Genomic DNA, 21,374 nt, shown 5'->3' on the forward strand with positions numbered 1-21,374 from the left:
CCCGGGAGCGGAGGCCGCGGGAAGCCGTCAGGCTCCGGCGGAGCCCGCGTTCGCGTGGGCCGGGAGGGCGCCGCGGGCGGCGGGCCATATCCGTCCCGCGTCCGCCCGGGTCAGGCGGCCGACGACGGTACGGCCCCTGCGGATCTCGACCACCGCGGCCGTACCGCGGGGCGCCAGCCGGTCGTCGGCGAGCAGCAGCGCGTCCCGCGTCTGGGCGGCGTGCCCGACACGGGCCTCGGCGTGCCCCGCGTCCAGCGACGTCACCTCGTACGCGTCCGGCGCGGCCGGGTCGTCGAGCAGCAGCACGTCGGCGGGCGCGAGGGTGAGGACGAGCCGCTGCCCGTCGAGCACGTCGACGCGGTCGCCGGCACCCGCCCGGAGCCAGGCCGCGGCGATACCGGCGGCCTGGGCGAGACCGCGCGCCTCCCGCACGTCCGAGGGGTTGCGTGGCCCGACCGGGCGTACGACGTCACGGCGGAGGCGGTAGACGGGCGCGGCCTCCCGGCCGGGCGGCGCGTCCGGTGCGTCCGGGTCGATCAGCAGCAGGGGCGCGGACGACGCGATCGTCACGGCGCCCCACGCGCCGGCGAGGCGGTAGCCGTCGGCCGTCGCGGTGAGGGCGTCGACGCCGCCGTGGTCCCGGGAGCCGTCCGGATCCGTCGTCGGCGCGGCTCCCCGGCCGGTCCAGCGCAGCTCGCGGACCTCGGGGAAGACGAGGTCGGCCGGGACGCAGCAGGCCCGCCTGCCCGGCGGCGGCGGCCGGTACCGGGGGTGTTCCGGCAGCAGGTGGAGTTCCAGCCGCACCGTCAGCACACCGGGGTGCGCGGCGATGTCCAGGACCCGGCTGTCCTCCAGGCGGACGTGATCGAAGGCGGGGATGTCCGCGATGTCCGGGTAGGGGTTGGTGGTTACGGTGCTCTCCTCACGGGGTGGCTGGGGCCATGATGCCCGCCGCGCCCCCGGACACGTCAGCGGCGGCGCGGGCCGTGGGACGGGCGGGCCGCGCGGCGGGCACGCAGGGCCGCCGGGACCGCCGCCGCGAGGGCCGCGAGCGCGGTCGCCGCCAGGAGGACGAGCAGGTTGCGCGCGTACGGCAGCGGCAGCACCGAGGGGTTGGCCGTGGGCCCGGGGCGGAGCAGCGCCGGGAGGGTGACCAGCAGCAGGCTGCCGCCGGTGAGCAGCGCCGTGCGGACCGCCGCCCGCGCGCGCAGCCGCGCCACGGCCAGCCCCGCCGCCAGCACCACGGGGGCGATCACGGCGTCGTGCAGCAGCACCGCACCGGCCAGCCACTCCAGGACGGGATACGGGTCGCGCACCCGCGCGAGCAGCCGTCCGCCCATGGCCAGGAGGAAGAGGCCGGGCACGGCCAGCCCGGCACGCAGCCAGACCATGGCGGGCACAGGACGGTCCCGGCGGAACCGGCGGAGTCCGGCGCGGCGGGCGCCGCACCCCCGCACCCCGGCGGCGACCCGCGCCCCCCAACGGCGGGTATCGGCAGCGGACTTCATGGTGCCTCCGGTGGTGTGATGGGGGACACCCCGTCGTCCCGCGGGAGTTCGGGGCGCCGCCGTACGGCCGCGCCTGCGGCGGGAGTTCACCGGATCTCCAGGCGGGTGACCCATTTCGTCTGGAGGACGCCGGGGCGGTTCGGGGCGATGATGCGGGCCGGGTGGCCGTGGTCGGGGGTGAGGGCGGCGCCGTTCAGGCGCAGGGCGAGGAGGGTCAGGGGGTCCCACGCGTATTCGGGGCCCATGTCCATGACCCGGTAGGCACCGTGGCGTTCCAGGGAGACCACGCGCACCGCGGAGTTCCGCTGGGCGCCCGCGCGGTGCAGCAGGTCGCGCAGGCGGACGCCCTCCCAGTGGGCGTTCACGCTCCAGCCCTCGACGCAGGCGATGGGCAGCCGCGCCGCGGTCTGCGGGAGGGCGGCCAGTTCGGGCAGGGCCAGGCGCAGCGGCGCGGCGCCGCCCGTGACGTCGAGGTGCCAGTCGCGTACGGCGGCGGCCGTCACCCCGGCCGCCGCCGCGGTCCGGTTGACGGGCAGGTGCTGCGGGCCGTGGTCCGGGTGGCGGGGGGCCAGCAGGTCCAGCCGGGCGAGCGGGGTGAAGGACTGGCCGGCGGTCGTCACCGTCACCGCGCCGACCGCCACGCCCAGCCCGGCCAGCAGCGCCCGGCGGTCGGGGCCGTCGCGCTCCTCGGCGGGCAGCGCCCGGGTTCCGGCCGACCGGCGGGTCCAGTGCGCGGCGATCTGCGGCGCCTTCGCCGCGAGGTGCAGCAGCAGCGCGCCCGCCAGGACGTACGCCACCGCGTAGTGCACGGGCACGAAGGAGAAGGGCCAGGGGTACCACTGGACGATGTTGAGCAGTCCGCTGAAGACCTCCAGCATCGCGGCGGCCACCAGGACGGCGACCGCGAGGCGTTCCAGCGCGTGCGGCACCGAGCGCACCGGCGGCCAGGCGAAGAGCCGCGGGTAGACCGTCCACAGCTTCGCGAGCAGCAGCGGGATCGCGGCGAGGCCGGACGCGATGTGCAGGCCCTGCGTGAGGCGGTAGCCCCACACGGGGCGGGTCGGGAAGCGGCCGGACATCCAGCCGGCCGGGTGCTGGAGGAAGTGGCTGACCAGGCCGGTCACGAAGCACACCAGCAGCGCGCCGCCGAGCCACCGGCCGATCGCGGTGGCCGTCCGCGGGTCGTGCAGCCGCCCGGAGAAGGCGGGCGGCGGGGCCGCGCGCAGCCGGGCGAGCAGGGTGCGCGGGTGCGGGTCTCCGGTCGTCGTCCTCATGCCGCCATGCAACCCCCGCACAGCGGCCCCTGGCCCGGACGGACACCTTACGAATCACGGACGCCCGCCGTCCCGCCGCGGGCCCGGACCGACTCCTTACGAATCGCGGACGGCCGCCGCCGTCCCCCGCGTTCGGCCTCCCCGCGGTGCCACGGTGATCAGGTGACCACCCCAGCCGACACCCCCCGCCCCCGCTCCCGCCCCCGTCTCCGCGTCCTGCTCACCCTCCTCCCGCTCGCCGGGCTGTGCGCCGCCCTGGTCTGGACGCTGCGGGCCGGGGGGACCGGGTACGCCGCCGGGAGCACCCTCCTGACGTGGCGTTACGCGGCCTGCTGGGGGCTGTTCTGCGCGGCCGCGGTGGCGTTGCGGGCCGTGCCGCGCCACCGCGTGGGGGCGCTCGTGGTCGCCGGGGGAGTGGCCGTCGCGCTCACCGGGCTGGTCGCGCCGCCGCGCACGAGCACGGACGTCTACCGCTACGCGTGGGACGGGCGGGTGCAGGCGGCCGGCATCTCGCCGTACGACCACGCGCCCGCCGACCCCGCGCTCGGCGCGCTGCGGGACGGCTGGCTCTTCCCGGCGCCGCAGGACTGCGGGCGGCGCGAGCTGGCGAAGCTGCCCGGCGGGGGCTGTACGCGGATCAACCGGCCGGGTGTGCACACGATCTACCCGCCCACGGCCGAGCTGTACTTCCTCGGGGTGCACGCCGTGTCCCCGCACGGCGTGCGCTACAAGGCGCTGCAGATCGGCGGCGCCGCCCTGTCGGTGGTGACCACGGTGCTGCTGCTGCGCGTCCTGCGGCGGCGCGGCGACCCGCGGTGGGCGGCGTACTGGGCGTGGTGCCCGGCGGTGCCGGTGGAGGCGGTGAACAACGCGCACGCCGACGTGCTCGCCGCCGCGCTGTCGGTCGCGGCGCTGGGCCTCGCGGTGCGCCGCCGCGGTACGGGCGCGGGCCTGCTGGGCGCGGCGATCGCGGCGAAGCTGCTCCCGGCGGTGCTGCTGCCGGGCGCGCTGTCGGGGGTGCGGCGGTGGCGGGACGCGGCGCTGACGGTGGGGACGGCGGCGGGTGTGACGGCCGCGCTGTACGCGCCGTACCTGGCGGTGTCGCACTCCTCCGTGCTGGGCTACCTCGGCGGCTACGCGCAGGAGGAGGGCTACGACGACGCGGGCGCGGGCCACCGCTACGCGCTGCTGCGGCTGGTGCTGCCCGACGCGTGGGCGCTGCCCGCCGTCGCGCTGGTGACCGCGGGCGTGGCCGCGTACACCGTGCGCCGCGGGGACCCGGAGCGCCCGTGGCGCGGCGCGCTGACCGTCACCGGGACGGCGTTCCTGCTCATGACGCCCGGCTACGCCTGGTACGCGCTGCTGCTGGTCGCGCTCGTGGCGCTGGACGGGCGGTGGGAGTGGCTGGGCGTGGCCGTCGCGGGGGCGGCCGCGTACCTGCTGACCGCGCACTTCGCGGACACCTGCGGATACGCCTACGGGGCCGCCGCCGTGCTGGCGGCGGCCGGGGCCGCGGGACGCCGGGTCAGGCGCCGGGACCCTGCGCGGGAAGGCGCGCGGCGGCCTGGTCGCGGGCCGCTTCCAGGACCGCGAGGAGCAGTTCCTTGCTGGAGGAGCGGTTCCGTACGTCGCACAGCACGACGGGCGTCGAAGGGTCCAGGTCCAGCGCGGTCCGCACCTGTTCGCTGGAGCAGTCGCGGCGGCCGTTGAAGCAGTTGACGCCGATCGCGAAGGGGATGTCGCGCGACTCGAAGAAGTCGATCGCGGCGAACGACGCCTCCAGCCGCCGGGTGTCCGCGAGCACGACGGCCGCCAGCGCGCCGGTGGCCAGGTCGTCCCACATGAACCAGAAGCGGTCCTGCCCGGGGGTGCCGAACAGGTAGAGGACCAGCTCGGGGGCGATGGTGATGCGCCCGAAGTCCATGGCGACGGTGGTCGAGACCTTGCCCTCGATGCCGGACAGGTCGTCCACGCCGAGGCTGACCGTCGTCATGCGTTCCTCGGTCTCCAGCGGAGGCACCTCGCTGACCGAGCCCACCAAAGTCGTCTTGCCGGCACCGAAGCCGCCCGCTATGAGGATCTTCAGTGCGGTCGGCATGACCGGTTCAGAGCCGACGGATAGCATTCATCACCTTTTCAATGATTTCCACGCTGGGTCGGTCCTCCTGCCCTGGCGGGGCCTGGACCAGGATGAGCGAGGCGTGCAGCAGATCCCCGCAGAGGATCTTCACCACGCTCACCGGCAGGTCGAGGTGCGCGGCGATCTCGGCTATCGCCACCGCGCGGTTGCGGCAGAGCTCCAGGATCTGAACCGACTCCGGTTCCAGGTGCCCCTGGCCCGGCTCGTCCACATACCGCGCGGCGACCAGCGTGATCAGTGAGAAGTTGTGCCTACTGTGCCGGGTGCGTCCGCCGGTGATGGCATAAGGCCGCAGGTGGCGTCCCGTCTCCTCGTCGTCGTGCCACCGTGGCTCACGCATCCTGGACGAGACCGCCGGGCTGGCTCGGCACCCGGGGCGCAGCGCTCAGGTACTGGCCGACCTGCTTGACGAGCGTGCCCATCTCGAAGGCCATGACCCCGACGTCGACGCCCTCCGACGCGATCGCCGCCAGGCGGGCACCACGGCCCGCCGCGGTGACGAACAGGAAGGCCCGCTCCATCTGGATGACCGTCTGCTGCACCTCGCCGCCCTGGAAGTGGCGTGCCACCCCGCGGGCGAGGCTGTGCATGCCGGAGCCCACGGCCGACAGGTGCTCGGCGTCGTCCCGGCGCAGGTCCTTGGACTTCCCGATGAGCAGGCCGTCCCCGGACAGCACGATGGCGCAGCGGATTTCCGGGACGCGGTCCACGAGCGTGTCGAGGAGCCAGTCCAGTTGAGGTCCGGGCTGCACGTGCTCAGTCATTGAAGTCTCCCTCCCATTGGCCGGCACCCGAATCCCATTGGTTGCCACCCGACCTCCACGAATCCTCCGGCGGCCTGGTCGCACCGCCCGGCTCGCTCGCCTCGGGCGTCCTCGCCCGCTGCAGTCCCTGCTGTATCGCGATCATCGCGCGCGCCGACGCCTCGGGGGAGATGCCGCCCGGCTGGCCGTCACCGCCGCGCTGACCGCCGGCGGTGCCGGTGCCACCGCCGTTGCCCTCCATCTCCGTGGCCTCCCTGCGCAGTTGCTGCGCCAGGCTGGCCCCCCGGGTCCGGTGCGGCAGCACCGGCGGGGTCGTCAGATGACGGTTCGGGTCGCTGACTCCGCCCGGCGCGGCGGCCGGGGCCGCGGGCCGCCCGGGGGGAGGGGGAACCGGGCCGGTGCTCGGGCTCAGGCCCGCGCCCCGCCCGGCCGAGGCCGCTCCCATGGGGGTCGCCATCGGCGGCGCCGCGTACTCGCCGGGACGCGGCGGGCCCGCCGGGTAGCCGCCGCGGTCCTGGCCGCCGGGCGCGTCGCCCCGCACGGCGGCGCCCCGGATCGTGTCCGGCCGCTGGGGCTGCGGCTGGGGCTCCGCCCGCCGCGGCTCGGGGCGGTAGGGCTGCTGGGGGTGCTCCTGGCCCGCGGACTGGCGGTGCGCCGGGTGCTCCTCGGGCGCGACCCAGCCGGTGGCCGCGGGGCCGGTGGCGGGGGTGCCGGCGGAGATGCCGGGCGCGGGGAACTCCGAGGTGGCGGGCAGCAGTCCGGCGCCGCCGTACTCGGGGAAGCCGCTGTGGTCCGGGATCCGGGTGTGGGTCAGCGGCGTGCCGTCGTCGGGCGCGCCCGCCGTCACCAGGTCCCGGGCCGCGGACGGGTCCGGTGCGCTCGCCGCGGCGCCGACCGCCGGGGCGGGCGCCTCGCGCCGCCCGGCGTCCATCGCCATCATGCCGCTCGCGCTGGCCGCCGACTTGAGCTGGTCCAGGACCGGCGAGTCCAGCTCCTCCAGCAGCGCGCTGGGCAGCAGGACGACGACCATCGTGCCGCCGTACACCGAGTCGCGCAGCTCGACCTTGATGCTGTGCCGCTCGGCGAGCCGGGCGACCACGAAGTGGCCGAGCCGGGGGTCCTCGCTGAGCGCGCGCATGTCGAGCTTGGGCGGGTGCGCCAGCAGCGCGTTGGCGTGGTCGATGACGTCCTGCGGCATGCCGAGGCCGTGGTCCTCGATGTGCACGACCAGGCCCTTGGCCACCTGCGTGGCGCTCACCGACACCTGGGTGTCCGGCGGGGAGAAGGCCGTACCGTTCTCGATCAGCTCGGCGAGCAGGTGGGTGACGTCGGCGACCGCGCGCCCGGCGAGGGCCATGGGCCGCTCGGCGGGCAGGTTCTTCACCCGGACCCTGGTGTACTGCTCGGTCTCGGCGACGGCGCTGCGCAGCACGTCGATGATGGAGACCGGGGTGGCCATCCGCCGGTTGGGCGGCGAACCGCTCAGGATCACCAGGCTCTCGGCGTGCCGCCGGACGCGGGTCGCGAGGTGGTCGACCGCGAAGATGTCCTTCAGCAGGTCGGAGTCCTCGTGCTTGCGCTCCAGGTCGTCCAGCAGCGAGATCAGCCGGTGGATGAGGCTCTGGGTACGGCGGATGAGCTGGCCGAAGACCTTCTCGCCGCCCTCCCGGCCGAGGGACTGGCGCAGCATGTGGTCGGCGGCGACCCGGCCCAGCCGGTCGATCGACGCGGCGAGCTTCTGCACCTCCTCGGCGGACGCGGGGCCCTGCGGGGGCTGCATGGCCGTCGGGTCGATGCGCTCGCCGGCCTCGATCCGCGCCATGAGCCGCGGCAGCCACTGCCGGGACAGCTCGTCGGCGTGCGTCTGGAGCACGGCCAGCCGCCGGGCCAGCATCTTGCGGTCGCGCAGCGACAGGTACGCGCCGCCGGCCAGCGCCGCGAGCGTGGCGAGCGAGCCGAGCAGCAGGCCCAGCAGGGCGTTGTCGGCCCGGTGCGAGGCGGCGTCGGACAGGTCGCTCAGCGCGTCGCTGCTCAGCGTCTGGAGGTTGCCGGTCACGGTGGTCGCGGCGGTGGGCCAGGCGGAGACGGAGCCGGGCAGTGCGGTGCCCTGCGCGGCGGCGACGGCGTCCTCGATCTGGGTGAGCGAGGTGAAGCTGATGCTCTCGGTGATCCGTGTCCAGCTCGCGGAGGTGCCGGCGGGCAGGTCGGTCGCGTTCATGCCGGCGCGCAGGGCGCGCTGCACGGCGAGGGCGTCGGTGAACTGCTGGCGGGCGGCGGCGTCCAGCTTGCCGGTGGGGGCCGCGGCGGACAGCAGCGCGTCCTCGCGGGCGAGCATCTCGGCGATCTGCGCGACCGAGGCGGTGGGGGCCGCGCCGCGCGCGAACTCGCCGTCGTCACTGCGCAGCGAGGCGTTCAGCAGGCTGATGCCGTCGGACACCGTGCTGGTGAAGTACTGGAAGGCGTCGGTCGACGACAGGGTCTTGCCGTCGATCGAGTTGCGGCGCTCGGGCAGGAAGACCAGGGCGTCGTCGAGCGCCTTCGCGGACCCGCGGGTCGCGCTGTCGAGCGCGGAGGGTGACGACCGGCGGTAGTCCTGCACCGCCGCGTCGGTCCGGGTGCGCGCGTCGTCGAGGTCCTTGCGGGCCGCGTCGGTGTACCCGGCCTGCCAGATCGCCGTGAAGCGGCGCTCGGCCTGGAGCCGGGCGAGCACGGTCTGGGCGGGGCGGGCGACGGCGGACGTGCTGTCCGCCTCTGAGCTGAACTGGCTGTGCCCGTCGACGAGTCCGGTCGCCACATACCCCCACAGTCCGCACAGGCAGACGGCGGGTACGACCAGGGGCAGGGCGAACGAGAATCGCGAAGATCTACGCGGGGCGGACCGGTGACGCGTCAACCGGTCGCGGGAGCCTGGCATCTGATTCCTCGTACGGCAGCGGAGCGCTGGTGTTCTTCGGGGGGTTATGCAAGAAAAATGCCGATTCTTGTCGGCGCGGCAACTTGACTCACCGTCACCGAAGTGGGCTAACGCGGTGACCCTACCAGGATCATGGCGGAGCGTCAGCGTCTGCCTCTGGCAACTACCGGATGACCGAATCCGACCATCCGGATGTTCGAACAGGGCGGCAAAGCCCCGTGGCGCCCGCTATGAGCAGCCACAGGGGCCCCACCCGTCACAGCAGTGACAGAAGTCTAGGCGTGTACAGCGCGCTCGCGGAGACGATCCCGGCGACCATGTCGAAGTAGATCGACGTGAGTTCGGCGTCCGTCTGCACCGCCCGGAGCAGCGACATCCGCTGCTCGTGCGGTGTGAGCTGCGCGACCGCGAGCGTCGCCTCGTACCCGGGGGTGAGAGTTTCGTCACGCTCGGAGCCGAAGTCCTTGAGTGCGGCGTCCAGTTGGGCGGGGTCACCGGTGAGCTTTCCGGCCACGTGCCGGACCAGCGCCTCGGCCTGGAGGAAGGCGTCGCTGATGCCACGCGCGGTGATCGAGTCCTTGTGGTGCCCGGCGTCGCCCACCAGCGCCCAGCCGGGACCGGCCGCCTGCCGGAAGTAGTTCTGCTGGTCGCCGGTGCCGCGCAGCCGCTCGGCCGGCTCCCGGCCGCCGAGCCGCTCGTGCAGCGCGGGCGCGGTCCTGCGCACGTGCTCCCGGTAGTGCCGCAGCGCGTCGGTGCGCACCTCGGCGAAGCGCGGCTGCGGGAAATAGGCCAGTACGAGCGTGAGCCCGTGGTTGGTGGGCACCGCCGCCGTCCAGCTGCCCGGCGCCTCGTACAGCTCCAGATCGGCCGGCACACCCTCGAAGTAGGTGTAGTAGGCGCAGGTGAGCAGCGGGTCGCAGGCGGTGAAGGGCGCCTCGACGAGCCGGGCGACCGTGGAGCGCATGCCGTCCGCGCCGATCACCAGCGGGGCGTGCTCGGCGAACGGCACCTCGCCGTAGCGCCCCTGGACGCCGGTGACCCGGCCGGTGGCGTCCCGCAGCAGGCCCGTGACCCGGCAGTCCTCGCGCAGCTCGACGCCCGCCGCGACGGCCGCCCGCGCGAGGATCGCGTCCAGCACGTACCGGCGCGGGGCGTAACCGGCCCGCTGGCCCTCCACCCCGCGCGCGCAGCCCTCCAGGTGGATGTCGGCGATCTCGTAGACCACGTTCTCCAGCGGCGGGCAGCCCGTCGCGCGCACGTCGTCCAGCAGCCCCCAGCGGGCCAGCGCGGCGACCCCGGGCTGGTGCAGCAGATGGGTGGACAGGGTGTCGGTGCCGGTCTGCCCCTTGTCGAGCAGCAGCACCCGGTAGCCGGCGCGGGCCAGCAGCATGGCGGTGGGTGCGCCGGCACAGCGCGCGCCCACCACGATGGCGTCGAACATGGTGCCTCATCACAGACGTCGGAACGGGGGACATGGTCGTGCCCGTGCTCGGTCCGCCGACGGCACTGTCGGCGGACCCCTTCTTCCTACGACTTCGCCGGGAAATCCTGACGGCTTCCTGACAACTTGTCGACGGCTCCTCCGCGGGGTCCCGGCGGGCGCCCGCGCCGCCGCCCGCTCAGCCGGTACGCGCCAGCACCGCGCCCAGCGCCCGGCGGTCGATCTTGCCGTTGGTGTTGAGCGGCAGGCTGTCCAGCACCGAGATCCGGCGCGGCAGCATGTAGGGCGGCAGCTGGCCGGTGAGCCCGGCGAACAGCGCGTCGGAGCCGAGCCCCGCGCCCGTGACGGCCGCGTGCAGCTCCGGCTCACCGTCCTCGGTGGGCAGCGCCAGCACCACGGCCTCGCGCACCCCGGGCTGCCGCCGCAGCACCTCCTCCACCTCGCCCAGCTCGATCCGGTGGCCGCGGACCTTCACCTGGTGGTCGATCCGGCCCAGGTGGACCAGCACCCCGTCCTGCACGGCGACCCGGTCGCCGGTGCGGTACCAGTGCCGGCCGGTCAGCTCGCCCCCGGTGAAAGGCTCCTGGTCGGGCGTCAGGAAGCGCCCGGCGTTGTTGCCCGGATCCTGGTATCCGGGGAAGCGCAGGTCGCCGCGGACGCACAGCTCGCCGCTGTCAGCGGGCGAGCCGTCCTCGTCGAGCAGCACGAAGTCCAGGTCGCGGTGGATCGTCCCGATCGGCGCGGTGCCGTTCGGGGTCCGCGGCCAGTCGGCGGGATCGGCGGGCAGCTCGTAGGAGGTGCAGGAGATGGTCAGCTCGGTCGGCCCGTACAGCACCTCGATACGGCTCGCCGGGGCCGCCGCCTTCCACTCGCGGGCGGCCGCCAGCGGCAGCGCCTCGCCGCCGAAGACGCTCCACCGCAGAGTCGGCATGCTGCCGGGGCCGAGCGTGCCCAGCCGGGAGGCGAAGGTGATGAGCGAGGGCACCGAGAACCAGTGCGTGAGCCGCAGGTTGTTGACCGTGCGCGCGGGCGACAGCAGCTGCCCGCGGGCGGGCACCACGAGGGTGCCGCCGTCCTGCCAGGCCACGAACAGGTCGTGCACGGAGCCGTCGAAGGTCAGCTCGAAGGTCTGCGAGAGCCGGCTGCCCGGCCCGATGCCGTACCGCCCGGCGAAGCGGTCGAGGTAGCGGGCGATGTTGCGGTGCAGGATCGGCACGCCCTTGGGCGCGCCCGTCGAGCCCGACGTGTAGATGAGGTACGCGACGTCGTCGGGGCCGGCCGGCTGGGCGGGCAGGTCGGGGGCGGGCTCCTTGGCCAGCACCTCCAGCTCGCCGGGGCCGATCCGGGTCACCGGCACCCCGGGGTCGGTGCCGTCCGCCGACGGGTCGGCCACCACCACGTCCAGCTCCGCGGCGGTCGCGATCTGCCCCGTGCGCGCCTGCGGGTGCTCCGGGTTGAGCGGGACGACGGTCGCGCCCAGCCGCAGCGCGGCCAGGTAGCCGGCGTAGGCGGTCACCGAGCGGCCCGCCAGCAGCCCGACCCGGCGCGGGGCGGTGCCCCCGGCGTGCGCGACCAGGTGGGCGGCGAGCCGCTCGGCCAGGTCGCGCAGTTCGCCGTAGCTCAGCCGGTCCTCGCCCACCTCCAGGGCGGTGACGTCGTATCCGTGCTCCGCCGCGGAGCGGGCGAAGCGGTCGTACGCGGTGTTTTCGCCGGTCATCTGGCGCCGGCCTCCAGCCCGCGGGTCCACTGCCGCAGCTCGCCGACGGTACGCAGGCGGCCGAACTCGTCCGGGTCCACCTCCTGGCTGGAGCGTTTGGACAGCTCCACCAGGATGCGCAGCCGGGCGAGCGAGTCGATGCCTATCTCGTTGAGCGTCGAGCCGTCGTCGAAGACGGTTCTGGCGTGCTCGCGCAGCATCCACGCCGCCAGGTCGTTGCTGCCGCCGCCGCTCTCGGCGGCCTGCTGCTCGCCGGGCCAGTAGCGCTGGGTCTGCCACGGGTAGTGGGGGAGCGGGACGAAGTGGCCCGGCGCGCCGAACACCGCCTCCCAGTCCAGCTCCTCGCCCCAGCGGTAGCGCTCGGCGAGCCCGGACAGCGGCTGGCCGCCCAGGCCCGGCAGCCCGGACAGCGCGGCCGTCATCTGCTCGTGGGTCGAGCCGACGACCGCCATCCGGTGCTCCAGGTGCTGGCGGCGGGTGGCCGCGCTGAAGCAGATGTCGCGCAGCGCGTACCGCGAGCCCTCGCCCCAGGGCGCGAGGTAGTCGGCGTAGGAGCGGGCGAGGGCGGTGAGCGCCTCGGGGCTACGCGCGGAGAGCACCAGAAGGTAGGGCGCACCGGGCATCGGCTCGGCCGCCGCCGGGGCGCCGGCGGGCTGCATCTGGCGCAGCACCACATGCGCGTTGAGCGCCGAGGAGCCCTGCCCGGAGACGCCGGCGACGGCCGGGCGGCCGCGGTCGGGCAGCTCGCGCAGCGAGACCGGCACCTCCAGCGGCAGACCGGCCCAGTCGACCCGCGGGTTCGGGGTGCTCATGTTGAGGCTCGCGGGCACCTGCCCGTGCTCCAGGCACAGCACCGCCTTGATGAGCCCGGCCAGGCCGCCGGCCGCCTCGGCGTGCCCGATGTTGGTCTTGAGCGAGCCGACCAGCAGTGGCCGTTCGGCGGGCCGCCCCTCGCCGAGCACCTGGCCCAGCGCGGTCAGCTCCAGCGGGTCGAGGGCGGGCGAGCCGGAGCCGTGCGCCTCGACGAAGTCGACGTCGCAGGGGGCGATCCCGGCGTCCTCGTAGGCCCAGCGCAGCACCGACTGCTGGCCCTCCAGCGAGGGGTTGAGGACGCTGTCGCTGGTCCGGCCGTCGTTGCCGACCGCGCTGCCGCTGATGACGGCGCGGATCCGGTCACCGTCGGCGAGCGCGTCGCCCAGCCGCTTCAGGACGACCACGGCGACGGCGTCGCTGGGCGCGTGGCCGTCAGCCGCGGCGTCACCGAACTTGCTGCGCCCGTCCCCTGACATGGCGCCGGCCTGGCTCATCACCAGGCCCTCGTCGGGGCGCAGCGTGAGGTTGACGGCGGCGGCGACCGCGAGCGGGGTCTCGCCCGCCCGCAGGCTCTGCACCGCCTGGTGGACGGCCACCAGCGCGGAGGAGCACGCGGTGTCCACCACGACGCTCGGGCCGCGGAAGTCGAAGACGTAACTGAGCCGGGCGGGCAGCAGTGAACGGAAGTTGTGGAGCTGGGCGGCGGTGGCGGCCTGCGGGCCCTGGCGCAGCGCGTTCTCCAGGAAGTCCGCGCGGGCGTTGCCGACGAAGACGCCCGTCCGGGAACCGGCGATCAGGTCGGGGCGCTGGCCGGCGTCCTCCAGCGCCTCGTAGGTGGTCATGAGCAACAGGCGCTGCTGCGGGTCGAGTTCGACGGCCTCGGTGGTGGACATGGTGAAGAAACCGGCATCGAAGTCGGCGACGTCGCCGAGATATCCGGCCCGGCGGCTGGCGAGCCGTCCGGGCCGCGGAGCCGCCGAGTGCAGTGTGTCGACGTCATAGCGATCGGGAGGCGTCTCGCCGGTGGCGTCCACCTCGTTGCGCAGCAGTGTCCACAGTGCGTCCGTCCCCGTGGCACCCGGGAGGCGGCAGGACATACCGATCACTGCCACGGACCGCGCGTCCACGTCCGACCTGATCATGGGGAAACTCCTTCAATGCTTCGCCACCATCTGTGTGGGGTGGCGGAGTTGACCTTGCCTTATGGCCTCGGAGCGACTGAACGCGGCCTTACCGCCGTCGGACGGCGGTGACATCGCCGTCCGTCGTCCGGTGTAAGGCCCAGGCGCACGGTGCGGAGTCCGGGGGGACATCGCGTATGTCCGGCTGGCCGAAAAGGTCCTGACCCTGTCTCCGACGGGAGGCCCACAGCACGGACCACACCTGCCCCACCCCACCGTGCCCTTTCTAGCTGGAAATCGGACATATGGCTCGCGACGGCCTGTGGCGACAGCCGCCTCAGTCCACCCCCGTCGGCGGGTCCGGAACACTGCCTTCCAGCCCCGCCGGTGCGCGGTCACCGCATGATTGTCGTACGTAGCCTCGCATCTGCTCGGTTGTCGCTCAAGGAATGGCGGGAAGTGATCGGCGAAGGTTGAAACCAGGAAGTGTTTGGACAGACTCCCGAGTTGGGCATATGCGCCCGGCCGGTGCTCCGGGGCATGGTCACCCGAACGGCAGGATCCGGTCACTGTGGGTGCCCGGCTCGATCGACTGGGGCACGTGATGCGGACAATATCGGAAGGGGTGATCCGTCGGCGCGGCTCTTCTGATTTGATCTGGTGCCATGGATCCCTTGTCCTCCGATCAGGCCCGACTCGCGGGCGAGCAGCGGAAGTTGAGACTGCAGATTCTTGGGCTGAACACCGTCGACGCGGAGGCCACCTTCGACCGCGTCGCCAGGCTGGCGGCCACCTTCACGCAGTCACCTCTGGCCATGGTCAACTTCATCAACGACGAACAGCAGATGTTCCGGGGGATGTACGTCCCCAACGGTGACGACGACGCCCCAGGTCAGGGCGGCATCGTCTTCGACCTGAGCAACATGGCGCGGGAGGCCCCCGGTGACTACGGCTTCTGCCCCCACGTGGTGGCGCAGGGCTCCCAGCTCGCCCTCGAAGACGTCTTCGACTACCCCCGCTTCAAGGGCAACCCGCTGGTCAACGACATGGGTGTGCGCTCCTACCTGGGCACCCCGCTGGTCGACAACACCGGCATGATCCTCGGCACCGTCTGCGTCGCCGACACCAAGCCGCGCGCGTGGGACCGCAAGCTGCGCGCCGGGATGCAGGAGTTGTCCGAGACGCTGCTGTCGGAGTTCAAGCTGCGCGACAGCCTGCTGGCCCAGCAGCAGGAACTGTTCGCCGTCTTCGACGGGGCGCCCTTCCCCATCATGCTCACCGAGGGCGCCGAGCACCTGCTGCGCTACGCCAACGGACGGCAGGGCGCCGCCTTCGGGATGGTCCCGCAGTTCAGCCCCGGCCGCCAGGTGCTGCCCGGCCTGGACTCGGTCGGCGTCTTCAACGCGATGGACGAGGCCTACCGCTCCGGCGCCCCCACGATGATCAACCAGGCGTCCGTCATGACGTACGACGACCCGGCACCGCAGAACTTCAACTTCCTGTGCACGCCCGTGCGGACATCGCCCGGCGCGTCCATCAGCGGGGTGCTCACGGTCGCCATGAACACCACCGGGCAGGCGCACGCCGGCCCCGAGCAGCAGGCGTTCGCGGCCAATGTGCAGGAGCGCTTCGAGCGGCTGGGCGCCGGCGGTCTGCCGGGCGCCCCCAGCTACGGCCTCTGAGCCGGCGCCGCACGCGGCGGGTGCGGCCGCGTCACCACGTGACGCGGCCGCAGACCCTGCCGCCACGGGTCCCGCCGCAGCCGCGGACCCGCCGCCCTTCGGCCGGGGCGTGACATTCCGGCCAATTCACTTGCCCGGCGCAACCGTCGGCGCCCGCAGCCGTCCGTGACCACCTGCCGGACCGGGGCCGCCGGGGCCCGCCCGGCCGCGTCCGCGGCCGCACCGCCAGCCGCCGGGGCCCGCCCGGCCGCGCCGGGGGCCGCATCCACGCGTATTCCGCCGCTCCGGCCATTCGCCCGTCCCGCCCGCGGAACCACCGCCGCCGTGCCGTGGAATTCCGACGGTAGGGACCGTCGGCGCGGCCCGGCAATGCGGGGCCGGGAACATAGGGGCCGGATAGGGGTCCGCCGCATTAATACGGCGGGGATAGGGTCTCAGCGGGCCGGAGAACCGGCCGATTTCGGGGACGCGCGGAAAAAGGGTGAGGGCAGTGACGGATATCGACAGCGGCAGCTGGATCCGTGTCTACCGGCCGCCGGGCGGCGGGCCGCGGCTCTTCTGCTTCCCGCACGCGGGCGGCGCCGCCAGCTACTTCTACCCCTGGTCACGGGCGCTGCGCGACGTCGAGGTGCTGGCCGTGCAGTACCCCGGCCGCCAGGACCGCGCCGCCGAGCCCTTCGTCCACGGCATCCCCGAACTGGCCGACCGCATCCATGAGGCCCTGGCCGGGCAGCTCGACGGGCCGTACGCCTTCTTCGGCCACAGCATGGGCGCGGTCCTCGCCTTCGAGGTGGCCTGCCGGATCGCGCGTGACGGGCAGCCCGGACCGGTGCACCTGTTCGCCTCCGGCCAGCGGGCGCCCTCCCGGGTCAAGCACGAGGTGCTGCACCGGGCGACCACGGAGGAGCTGGTCGCGGAGATGCGCACGCTGGGCGGCACCGACCCGCGGGTGCTGGCCGACCCGCATCTGCTGGAGCTGGTGCTGCCGATCATCCGCGCCGACTACACCGCCGTCGAGACCTACCGCTACGCGGGCGCCCCGCCGCTGGACTGCGCGGTCACCGCGCTCATCGGCGACGCCGACCCGAACGTCTCGGTGGACGAGGCCCAGTCCTGGGCCGACCACACCCGCGGCCGCTTCGCCCTGCGCGCCTTCCCCGGCGGCCACTTCTACCTGGAGGACTGCCGGGCCGGGGTGTTCGACGTGCTCTGCGCGGCGCTCTGACCAGCCGGGACGCTACGGGCGGAATTCCGCCGGGGCCACCCCTACCGTACCCCTAGCGCCTCCCTTCCCCTTAAGGGTCGGGTAAGGGTTGGGATTCCTGTCACCGGAAACTAGCGTTGCCGGGTGTGTCGGACCAGAAATACCACAGTCGCGGCACCTTCATTTTCTGGGCACGGCAATCGAGGTGGGATTGAATTGGCAGCGATTGAATACGCACCGGAAAACGCCTGACCGATGGACTTCGAGCTGTCACCGACTCAGGTCGAGCGCCGCGCCGCCGTCACCGCCGCCGTCACCAGGCGGCTGGCCGCGCACGAGACGACCACGGACCCCGAGCTGGTCCGCCTGGCGTGGAAGAACATCGCCGGCAGCGGCCTGACCGGGCTGTGCCTTCCCGAGGAGCACGGCGGATCCGGCCTCGGCGCGCTGGACACCGCGCTGGCCCTGGAGGCCTTCGGCGCGGCCTGCTCCGACATGGGCCTGGTCTTCGGGATCGCCGCGCACCTGCTGTCCTGCGCCGTGCCCGTGGGGGAGTTCGGGGCCGAGGGCGCCCGGGAGCTGCTCGCGGGGATGGCGTCCGGCGACGTGATCGCGGGCAACGCCATGACCGAGGACGAGGCGGGTTCCGACGTCGGCCGCATCCGGACCACCGCGACACGCACCGACGGCGGCTACGTGCTCGACGGGGAGAAGTCCTTCGTCAGCAACGCGCCCGTCGCGGACGTCTTCGTCACCTACGCGGTCACCGACCCGGCCGCGGGCTTCCTCGGCATCTCGGCCTTCGCCGTGCCGCGCGACCTCGACGGCATCACCGTCGGCGAGCCGCTGCCGAAGATGGGGCTCGACGGCTGCCTCGCCGCGCGGGTGCGCTTCGACGGCTGCGTGGTGCCCGAGCGCTACCTGCTCGGGGCCGAGGGCGGCGGCGGGGCGATCTTCCAGCACTCCATGGCGTGGGAGCGCGGCTGCCTGTTCGCCGCCTACCTCGGCCTGATGGAGCGGCAGCTCGCCGAATGCGTACGGCACACCACCGAACGGCGGCAGTTCGGGCGGAAGATCGCCGGCTTCCAGGCCGTCTCGCACCGCGTCGCCCGCATGCGGCAGCGGCTGGAGAGCGCCCGGCTGCTGCTCTACCGCGCCTGCTGGCTGCTCGACGTGGGCCGCACCGACGTCACCGCCATCGCCATGGCGAAGACCGCGGTCTCCGAGGCCGCGGTCGCCAACAGCCTGGACGCGGTGCAGCTGTTCGGGTCGGCCGGGTACGTGGCGGGCGCCGGGATCGACCAGCAGCTGCGCGACTGCCTGCCCACCACGATCTTCTCCGGGACGACCGAGATCCAGCTCGAACTCATCGCGAGGGAGACGGGGCTGTGACCCTCCACCAGCTCGTCGTCGACGCCGCCGCCCGGCGGCCCGGCGCCCTGGCCGTGGCCGGCCCGGACGGCGGCCTCAGCTACGCCGAACTCGACGCCGCCGCCGACGCGATGGCCGCCCGGCTCGCCCGGCAGGGTGTCCGGCGCGGCGACCGGGTCGTGCTGTGGGCGGCCAAGAGCCCCGCGGTGGTGGCCGCGATGCAGGCGGTGCTGCGGCTCGGCGCGGCCTACGTGCCCGTCGACGGCAGCAGCCCGGTGCACCGGGTCGCCACCATCGCCCGGGACTGCGCGGCCCGCGCCGTCATGACCACCGCGGACCGGATGCAGCGGATTTCGGCCGATCTCGACGCGGACGTGGTCTGCGACGACCTCGACGCCCCGCTCGACCCGGCCCCGCCCGTCAACACCGCGACCGAGCCCGGCGACCTGGCGTACATCCTGTACACCTCCGGTTCCACCGGCACCCCCAAGGGCGTGTGCCTGACCCACCGCAACGCGCTGGCCTTCGTGAACTGGGCGCACGAGGTGGTGGCGCCGGACGGCGACGACCGGTTCGCCAACCACGCCCCCTTCGCCTTCGACCTGTCGGTGCTCGACCTCTACGTCGCCTTCCGGGCCGGGGCGTCGGTCCACCTGGTGCCGCCGGAGCTGTCCTTCGCCCCGGCCCAGCTCGTGGAGTACCTGCACAGCGAGGCGATCACCGTCTGGTACTCGGTGCCGTCCGCCCTCGCGGTGATGATGCGGTACGGCGGGCTGCTCGACCGCCCCGCCCCGAAGGCCCTGCACACCGTGCTCTTCGCGGGGGAGCCCTTCCCCATCGCCCAGCTGCGCGACCTGGCGGGCTGGACCGGCGCACGGCTGATGAACCTCTACGGGCCGACCGAGACCAACGTGTGCACCTTCCACGAGGTCGGCAAGGCCGACCTGGACCGCGACCGGCCCGTCCCGATCGGCATCCCCGCCGGCGGCGACCGGGTCTGGGCGGTACGCGACGACGGCGGCACCGCAGGACCCGGCGAGGAGGGCGAACTCGTCGTGGACGGCCCCACCGTGATGGCCGGCTACTGGGGCCACCCCGCGCAGCAGGGCACCTACCGCACCGGCGACCTGGTCCGGATCCTGCCCGGCGGCGCGTTCGACTACGTCGGGCGGCGCGACCACATGGTCAAGATCCGCGGGCACCGCGTCGAACTGGGCGAGGTCGAGGCGGTGCTGGAGAACCACCCGGACGTCGCGGAGGCCGCCGCGGTGGCGGCCGGCGAGGGCGTCGACACCCGGCTGGTCGTCTTCGCGGCGCCGCGGCCGGGCAGCGACCTGGGCGCCCTGGCCTTGCGCCGGCACCTCTCGCAGCACCTGCCGCGCTACATGGTCGCCGACGAGGTGCGGATCCTGACGCCGCTGCCCCGCAACGGCAACGGCAAGATCGACCGCCCGGCGCTGACGACCCGCGCCGGACGGCCGGAGGCGAAGAACCCATGAACCCGAGCACGACGACACCTCCCGGCGGAAGGGACGGCGCAATGACACCCGACGAGGTCAAGCAGCGCATCACGGCCTTCATCAGCGAGACCTTTCTCGACGGCGACCCGAAGGGCGAGCTGACCGAGTCCACCCCGCTCCTGGAGTGGGAGGTCCTCAACTCGATGAACAGCGCGCTGCTGCTGAACTTCCTGCGCGAGGAGCTGCGCGTGGACGTACCCCTGTCGTCGATCAACGCGGCGAACTTCCGAGACATCGCCGCCATCACCAAGCTCGTGTCCGGCCTGCTGCCCCTCCCGACGGAAGGTGTCTGAGAACCATGAGTACCGACTACGACGTCGTGATCGTCGGCGGCGGCCCCGCCGGTTCCAGCGCCGCCTCCTACCTGGCCAAGGCCGGGATGTCCGTCGCCGTCTTCGAGGGTGCCAACTTCCCCCGCCCGCACGTGGGCGAGTCGCTCGTCCCGGCCACCACCCGGGTGCTGCTGGAGACCGGCGCGATGCCGAAGATCGAGGCGGCCGGCTTCCCCCGCAAGTACGGCGCCGCGTGGACGTCCTCCATGCCGCGCAACGTCAGTGGCAGCGCCACGACCACCTTCACCCACGAACTGGGCACCGCCGACATCCTGTTCAGCGAGCGCGACCAGGACGGTGTGGACCGCGACTACACCTTCCACGTCGACCGCAGCAAGTTCGACCTCATCCTGCTCAAGCACGCCGAGAGCCTGGGCGCCAAGGTCTTCCAGGGCGTCCGCGCGATGCGGGTGGACTTCTCCGACCCCGGCCAGGTCACGCTGAACGTCAAGGTCGGCCCCAAGGAGATCGACGTCACCGCCAAGATGGTGATCGACGCCTCCGGCCGGCAGACCCTGCTCGGCCGCCAGCTCGGCCTGAAGGAGCCCGACCCGGTCTTCGACCAGTACGCCATCCACGGCTGGTTCGAGGGCCTGGACCGCTCGGCGGTCGCCAACAGCCCCGAGAAGGTCGACTACATCTACATCCACTTCCTGCCGATCAGCGACACCTGGGTCTGGCAGATCCCGATCACCGACACCGTCACCAGCATCGGCGTCGTCACGCAGAAGTCCCAGTTCGCCAAGGCGAACATGGACCGTGAGAAGTTCTTCTGGAGCTTCCTGGAGAGCCGCCCGGACCTCTACGAGGCGCTTCAGAAGACCACCCAGGTCAAGGAGTTCACGGTCGAGGCCGACTACAGCTACGCCATGACGGAGCTGACCGGCGACCGCTTCGTGCTGCTCGGCGACGCCGCGCGGTTCGTCGACCCGATCTTCTCCAGCGGCGTCAGCGTCGCCCTCAACAGCGCCCGGCTGGCCTGCGCCGACATCGTCAAGGCCAACGAGACCGGCGACTTCTCCAAGGCCGCCTTCGAGGGCTACGAGAAGAAGATCCGCAGCGGCGTGCGCAACTGGTACCAGTTCATCTCGGTCTACTACCGGCTGAACATCCTGTTCACCACCTTCGTGGCCGACCCCCGCTACCGGCTGGACGTCGTCCGGCTGCTCCAGGGCGACGTCTACGACGGCGACGAGCCCGAGGTCCTGCGCGTCATGCGCGATACGGTGCTCGCCGTCGAGAACGACCCCACCCACCTGTGGCACTCCTACCTGGGCACCCTGCGCGCCCCGGTGCTCGCGCCGACGGTGTAGCCACCCGTACGTCCTCAGCCCCGCGGTCCCGTGCCGTCCCCGCCCGGGGGCGGCGGGTCCGCGGGGAGCGCCAGCGTGCGGGCCACCGCCCGTACGCCCGGCGCCCGGACCGCGACCGAGGCGAGCACGTCGTCCGGCGCGGGGAGATCGGCCAGCGACCACGCGGAGAGGTCACCGCACCCGTCGGGAAGGGACACCACAGCGCCATGGGCCGTCGTGACGATGCCGCGCAACTGCGTGGCCAGTCCGCTGCCCAGCGC

17 protein-coding genes and 1 pseudogene are annotated in these 21,374 nt (G+C 73.6%); 7 read left to right on the forward strand and 11 right to left on the reverse strand.

Annotated features, from left to right (window positions below):
• Positions 1–27 precede the first annotated feature (27 nt).
• The 3 genes from ACWERV_RS16215 to ACWERV_RS16225 all read right to left on the reverse strand — a co-directional run bounded on the left by ACWERV_RS16215 (position 28) and on the right by ACWERV_RS16225 (position 2,782).
• On the reverse strand, positions 28–804 hold the full coding sequence (locus ACWERV_RS16215; protein WP_452933271.1) for a hypothetical protein: 777 nt from the start codon (positions 802–804) through the stop codon (positions 28–30).
• Positions 805–968: 164 nt separating this feature from the next.
• Entirely contained in the window at positions 969–1,391 is a 423-nt protein-coding gene (locus tag ACWERV_RS16220; protein ID WP_452933272.1) for a hypothetical protein, read from the reverse strand.
• A gap of 203 nt (positions 1,392–1,594) precedes the next feature.
• On the reverse strand, positions 1,595–2,782 hold the full coding sequence (locus ACWERV_RS16225) for a molybdopterin-dependent oxidoreductase (RefSeq protein ID WP_452933274.1): 1,188 nt from the start codon (positions 2,780–2,782) through the stop codon (positions 1,595–1,597).
• 6 nt (positions 2,783–2,788) lie between these two features.
• Between ACWERV_RS16225 and ACWERV_RS16230 the strand changes: the two are divergent.
• Positions 2,789–4,111: pseudogene (locus ACWERV_RS16230) on the forward strand (glycosyltransferase 87 family protein); the annotation flags it as partial.
• A 196-nt stretch (positions 4,112–4,307) separates the two neighbouring features.
• Here ACWERV_RS16230 and ACWERV_RS16235 read toward each other — a convergent pair.
• From ACWERV_RS16235 to ACWERV_RS16265, 7 genes are all read right to left on the reverse strand, one after another.
• Positions 4,308–4,907, reverse strand: a complete 600-nt coding sequence (locus ACWERV_RS16235) for a GTP-binding protein (RefSeq protein ID WP_398186194.1) — start codon at positions 4,905–4,907, stop codon at positions 4,308–4,310.
• Positions 4,888–5,262, reverse strand: coding sequence for a DUF742 domain-containing protein (locus ACWERV_RS16240; protein ID WP_031522782.1), 375 nt, complete (start codon positions 5,260–5,262; stop codon positions 4,888–4,890). Before ACWERV_RS16240 ends, ACWERV_RS16235 begins: the two co-directional genes overlap by 20 nt.
• Positions 5,255–5,686 (reverse strand): roadblock/LC7 domain-containing protein, encoded by a 432-nt coding sequence (locus ACWERV_RS16245; RefSeq protein ID WP_031522778.1) that lies wholly within the window; start codon positions 5,684–5,686, stop codon positions 5,255–5,257. Before ACWERV_RS16245 ends, ACWERV_RS16240 begins: the two co-directional genes overlap by 8 nt.
• Positions 5,679–8,480: a nitrate- and nitrite sensing domain-containing protein gene (locus tag ACWERV_RS16250; RefSeq protein ID WP_452933277.1), complete on the reverse strand. Its 2,802-nt coding sequence runs from the start codon at positions 8,478–8,480 to the stop codon at positions 5,679–5,681. Before ACWERV_RS16250 ends, ACWERV_RS16245 begins: the two co-directional genes overlap by 8 nt.
• A gap of 376 nt (positions 8,481–8,856) precedes the next feature.
• Positions 8,857–10,041, reverse strand: a complete 1,185-nt coding sequence (locus tag ACWERV_RS16255) for an FAD-dependent oxidoreductase (protein ID WP_452933279.1) — start codon at positions 10,039–10,041, stop codon at positions 8,857–8,859.
• A 178-nt stretch (positions 10,042–10,219) separates the two neighbouring features.
• Complete coding sequence (locus ACWERV_RS16260) at positions 10,220–11,758, reverse strand: amino acid adenylation domain-containing protein (RefSeq protein ID WP_452933280.1); 1,539 nt, start codon at positions 11,756–11,758, stop codon at positions 10,220–10,222.
• A complete protein-coding gene (locus tag ACWERV_RS16265; RefSeq protein ID WP_452933282.1) occupies positions 11,755–13,713 on the reverse strand; it encodes a beta-ketoacyl synthase N-terminal-like domain-containing protein in 1,959 nt (652 codons plus the stop codon). Before ACWERV_RS16265 ends, ACWERV_RS16260 begins: the two co-directional genes overlap by 4 nt.
• 695 nt (positions 13,714–14,408) lie before the next feature.
• On the opposite strand from ACWERV_RS16265, the gene ACWERV_RS16270 reads away from it, so the two are divergent.
• From ACWERV_RS16270 to ACWERV_RS16295, 6 genes are all read left to right on the forward strand, one after another.
• Positions 14,409–15,374: a GAF domain-containing protein gene (locus ACWERV_RS16270; protein WP_398186174.1), complete on the forward strand. Its 966-nt coding sequence runs from the start codon at positions 14,409–14,411 to the stop codon at positions 15,372–15,374.
• Positions 15,375–15,864: 490 nt separating this feature from the next.
• Positions 15,865–16,599, forward strand: a complete 735-nt coding sequence (locus tag ACWERV_RS16275; protein ID WP_452933283.1) for a thioesterase II family protein — start codon at positions 15,865–15,867, stop codon at positions 16,597–16,599.
• Positions 16,600–16,833: 234 nt separating this feature from the next.
• Positions 16,834–17,970 carry an acyl-CoA dehydrogenase family protein gene (locus ACWERV_RS16280; RefSeq protein ID WP_452933284.1) on the forward strand — a complete coding sequence of 379 codons (1,137 nt, stop codon included), beginning with the start codon at positions 16,834–16,836 and terminating at the stop codon, positions 17,968–17,970.
• Positions 17,967–19,448 (forward strand): amino acid adenylation domain-containing protein, encoded by a 1,482-nt coding sequence (locus ACWERV_RS16285; RefSeq protein WP_452933286.1) that lies wholly within the window; start codon positions 17,967–17,969, stop codon positions 19,446–19,448. The genes ACWERV_RS16280 and ACWERV_RS16285 overlap by 4 nt, the downstream gene beginning before the upstream one ends.
• 41 nt (positions 19,449–19,489) lie before the next feature.
• Positions 19,490–19,762 (forward strand): acyl carrier protein, encoded by a 273-nt coding sequence (locus ACWERV_RS16290; protein ID WP_031522765.1) that lies wholly within the window; start codon positions 19,490–19,492, stop codon positions 19,760–19,762.
• Between the two features lie 5 nt (positions 19,763–19,767).
• Positions 19,768–21,114 (forward strand): NAD(P)/FAD-dependent oxidoreductase, encoded by a 1,347-nt coding sequence (locus ACWERV_RS16295; protein ID WP_452933289.1) that lies wholly within the window; start codon positions 19,768–19,770, stop codon positions 21,112–21,114.
• Between the two features lie 14 nt (positions 21,115–21,128).
• Here the strand turns inward: ACWERV_RS16295 and ACWERV_RS16300 are convergent.
• Positions 21,129–21,374 (reverse strand): hypothetical protein (locus ACWERV_RS16300; RefSeq protein ID WP_452933291.1); only part of this gene is annotated, 246 nt, incomplete at its 5' end.

This window comes from Streptomyces sp. NPDC004031 (assembly GCF_053604375.1).

What these genes read in the sequence shown, in the direction of transcription:
- ACWERV_RS16220 (WP_452933272.1), bottom strand. Translation starts at nt 1,391, where the DNA reads ATGGTCTGGCTGCGTGCCGGGCTGGCCGTGCCCGGCCTCTTCCTCCTG.
- ACWERV_RS16225 (WP_452933274.1), bottom strand. Translation starts at nt 2,782, where the DNA reads ATGAGGACGACGACCGGAGACCCGCACCCGCGCACCCTGCTCGCCCGG.
- ACWERV_RS16235 (WP_398186194.1), bottom strand. Translation starts at nt 4,907, where the DNA reads ATGCTATCCGTCGGCTCTGAACCGGTCATGCCGACCGCACTGAAGATC.
- ACWERV_RS16240 (WP_031522782.1), bottom strand. Translation starts at nt 5,262, where the DNA reads ATGCGTGAGCCACGGTGGCACGACGACGAGGAGACGGGACGCCACCTG.
- ACWERV_RS16245 (WP_031522778.1), bottom strand. Translation starts at nt 5,686, where the DNA reads ATGACTGAGCACGTGCAGCCCGGACCTCAACTGGACTGGCTCCTCGAC.
- ACWERV_RS16255 (WP_452933279.1), bottom strand. Translation starts at nt 10,041, where the DNA reads ATGTTCGACGCCATCGTGGTGGGCGCGCGCTGTGCCGGCGCACCCACC.
- ACWERV_RS16260 (WP_452933280.1), bottom strand. Translation starts at nt 11,758, where the DNA reads ATGACCGGCGAAAACACCGCGTACGACCGCTTCGCCCGCTCCGCGGCG.
- ACWERV_RS16265 (WP_452933282.1), bottom strand. Translation starts at nt 13,713, where the DNA reads ATGATCAGGTCGGACGTGGACGCGCGGTCCGTGGCAGTGATCGGTATG.
- ACWERV_RS16280 (WP_452933284.1), top strand. Translation starts at nt 16,834, where the DNA reads ATGGACTTCGAGCTGTCACCGACTCAGGTCGAGCGCCGCGCCGCCGTC.
- ACWERV_RS16290 (WP_031522765.1), top strand. Translation starts at nt 19,490, where the DNA reads ATGACACCCGACGAGGTCAAGCAGCGCATCACGGCCTTCATCAGCGAG.
- ACWERV_RS16295 (WP_452933289.1), top strand. Translation starts at nt 19,768, where the DNA reads ATGAGTACCGACTACGACGTCGTGATCGTCGGCGGCGGCCCCGCCGGT.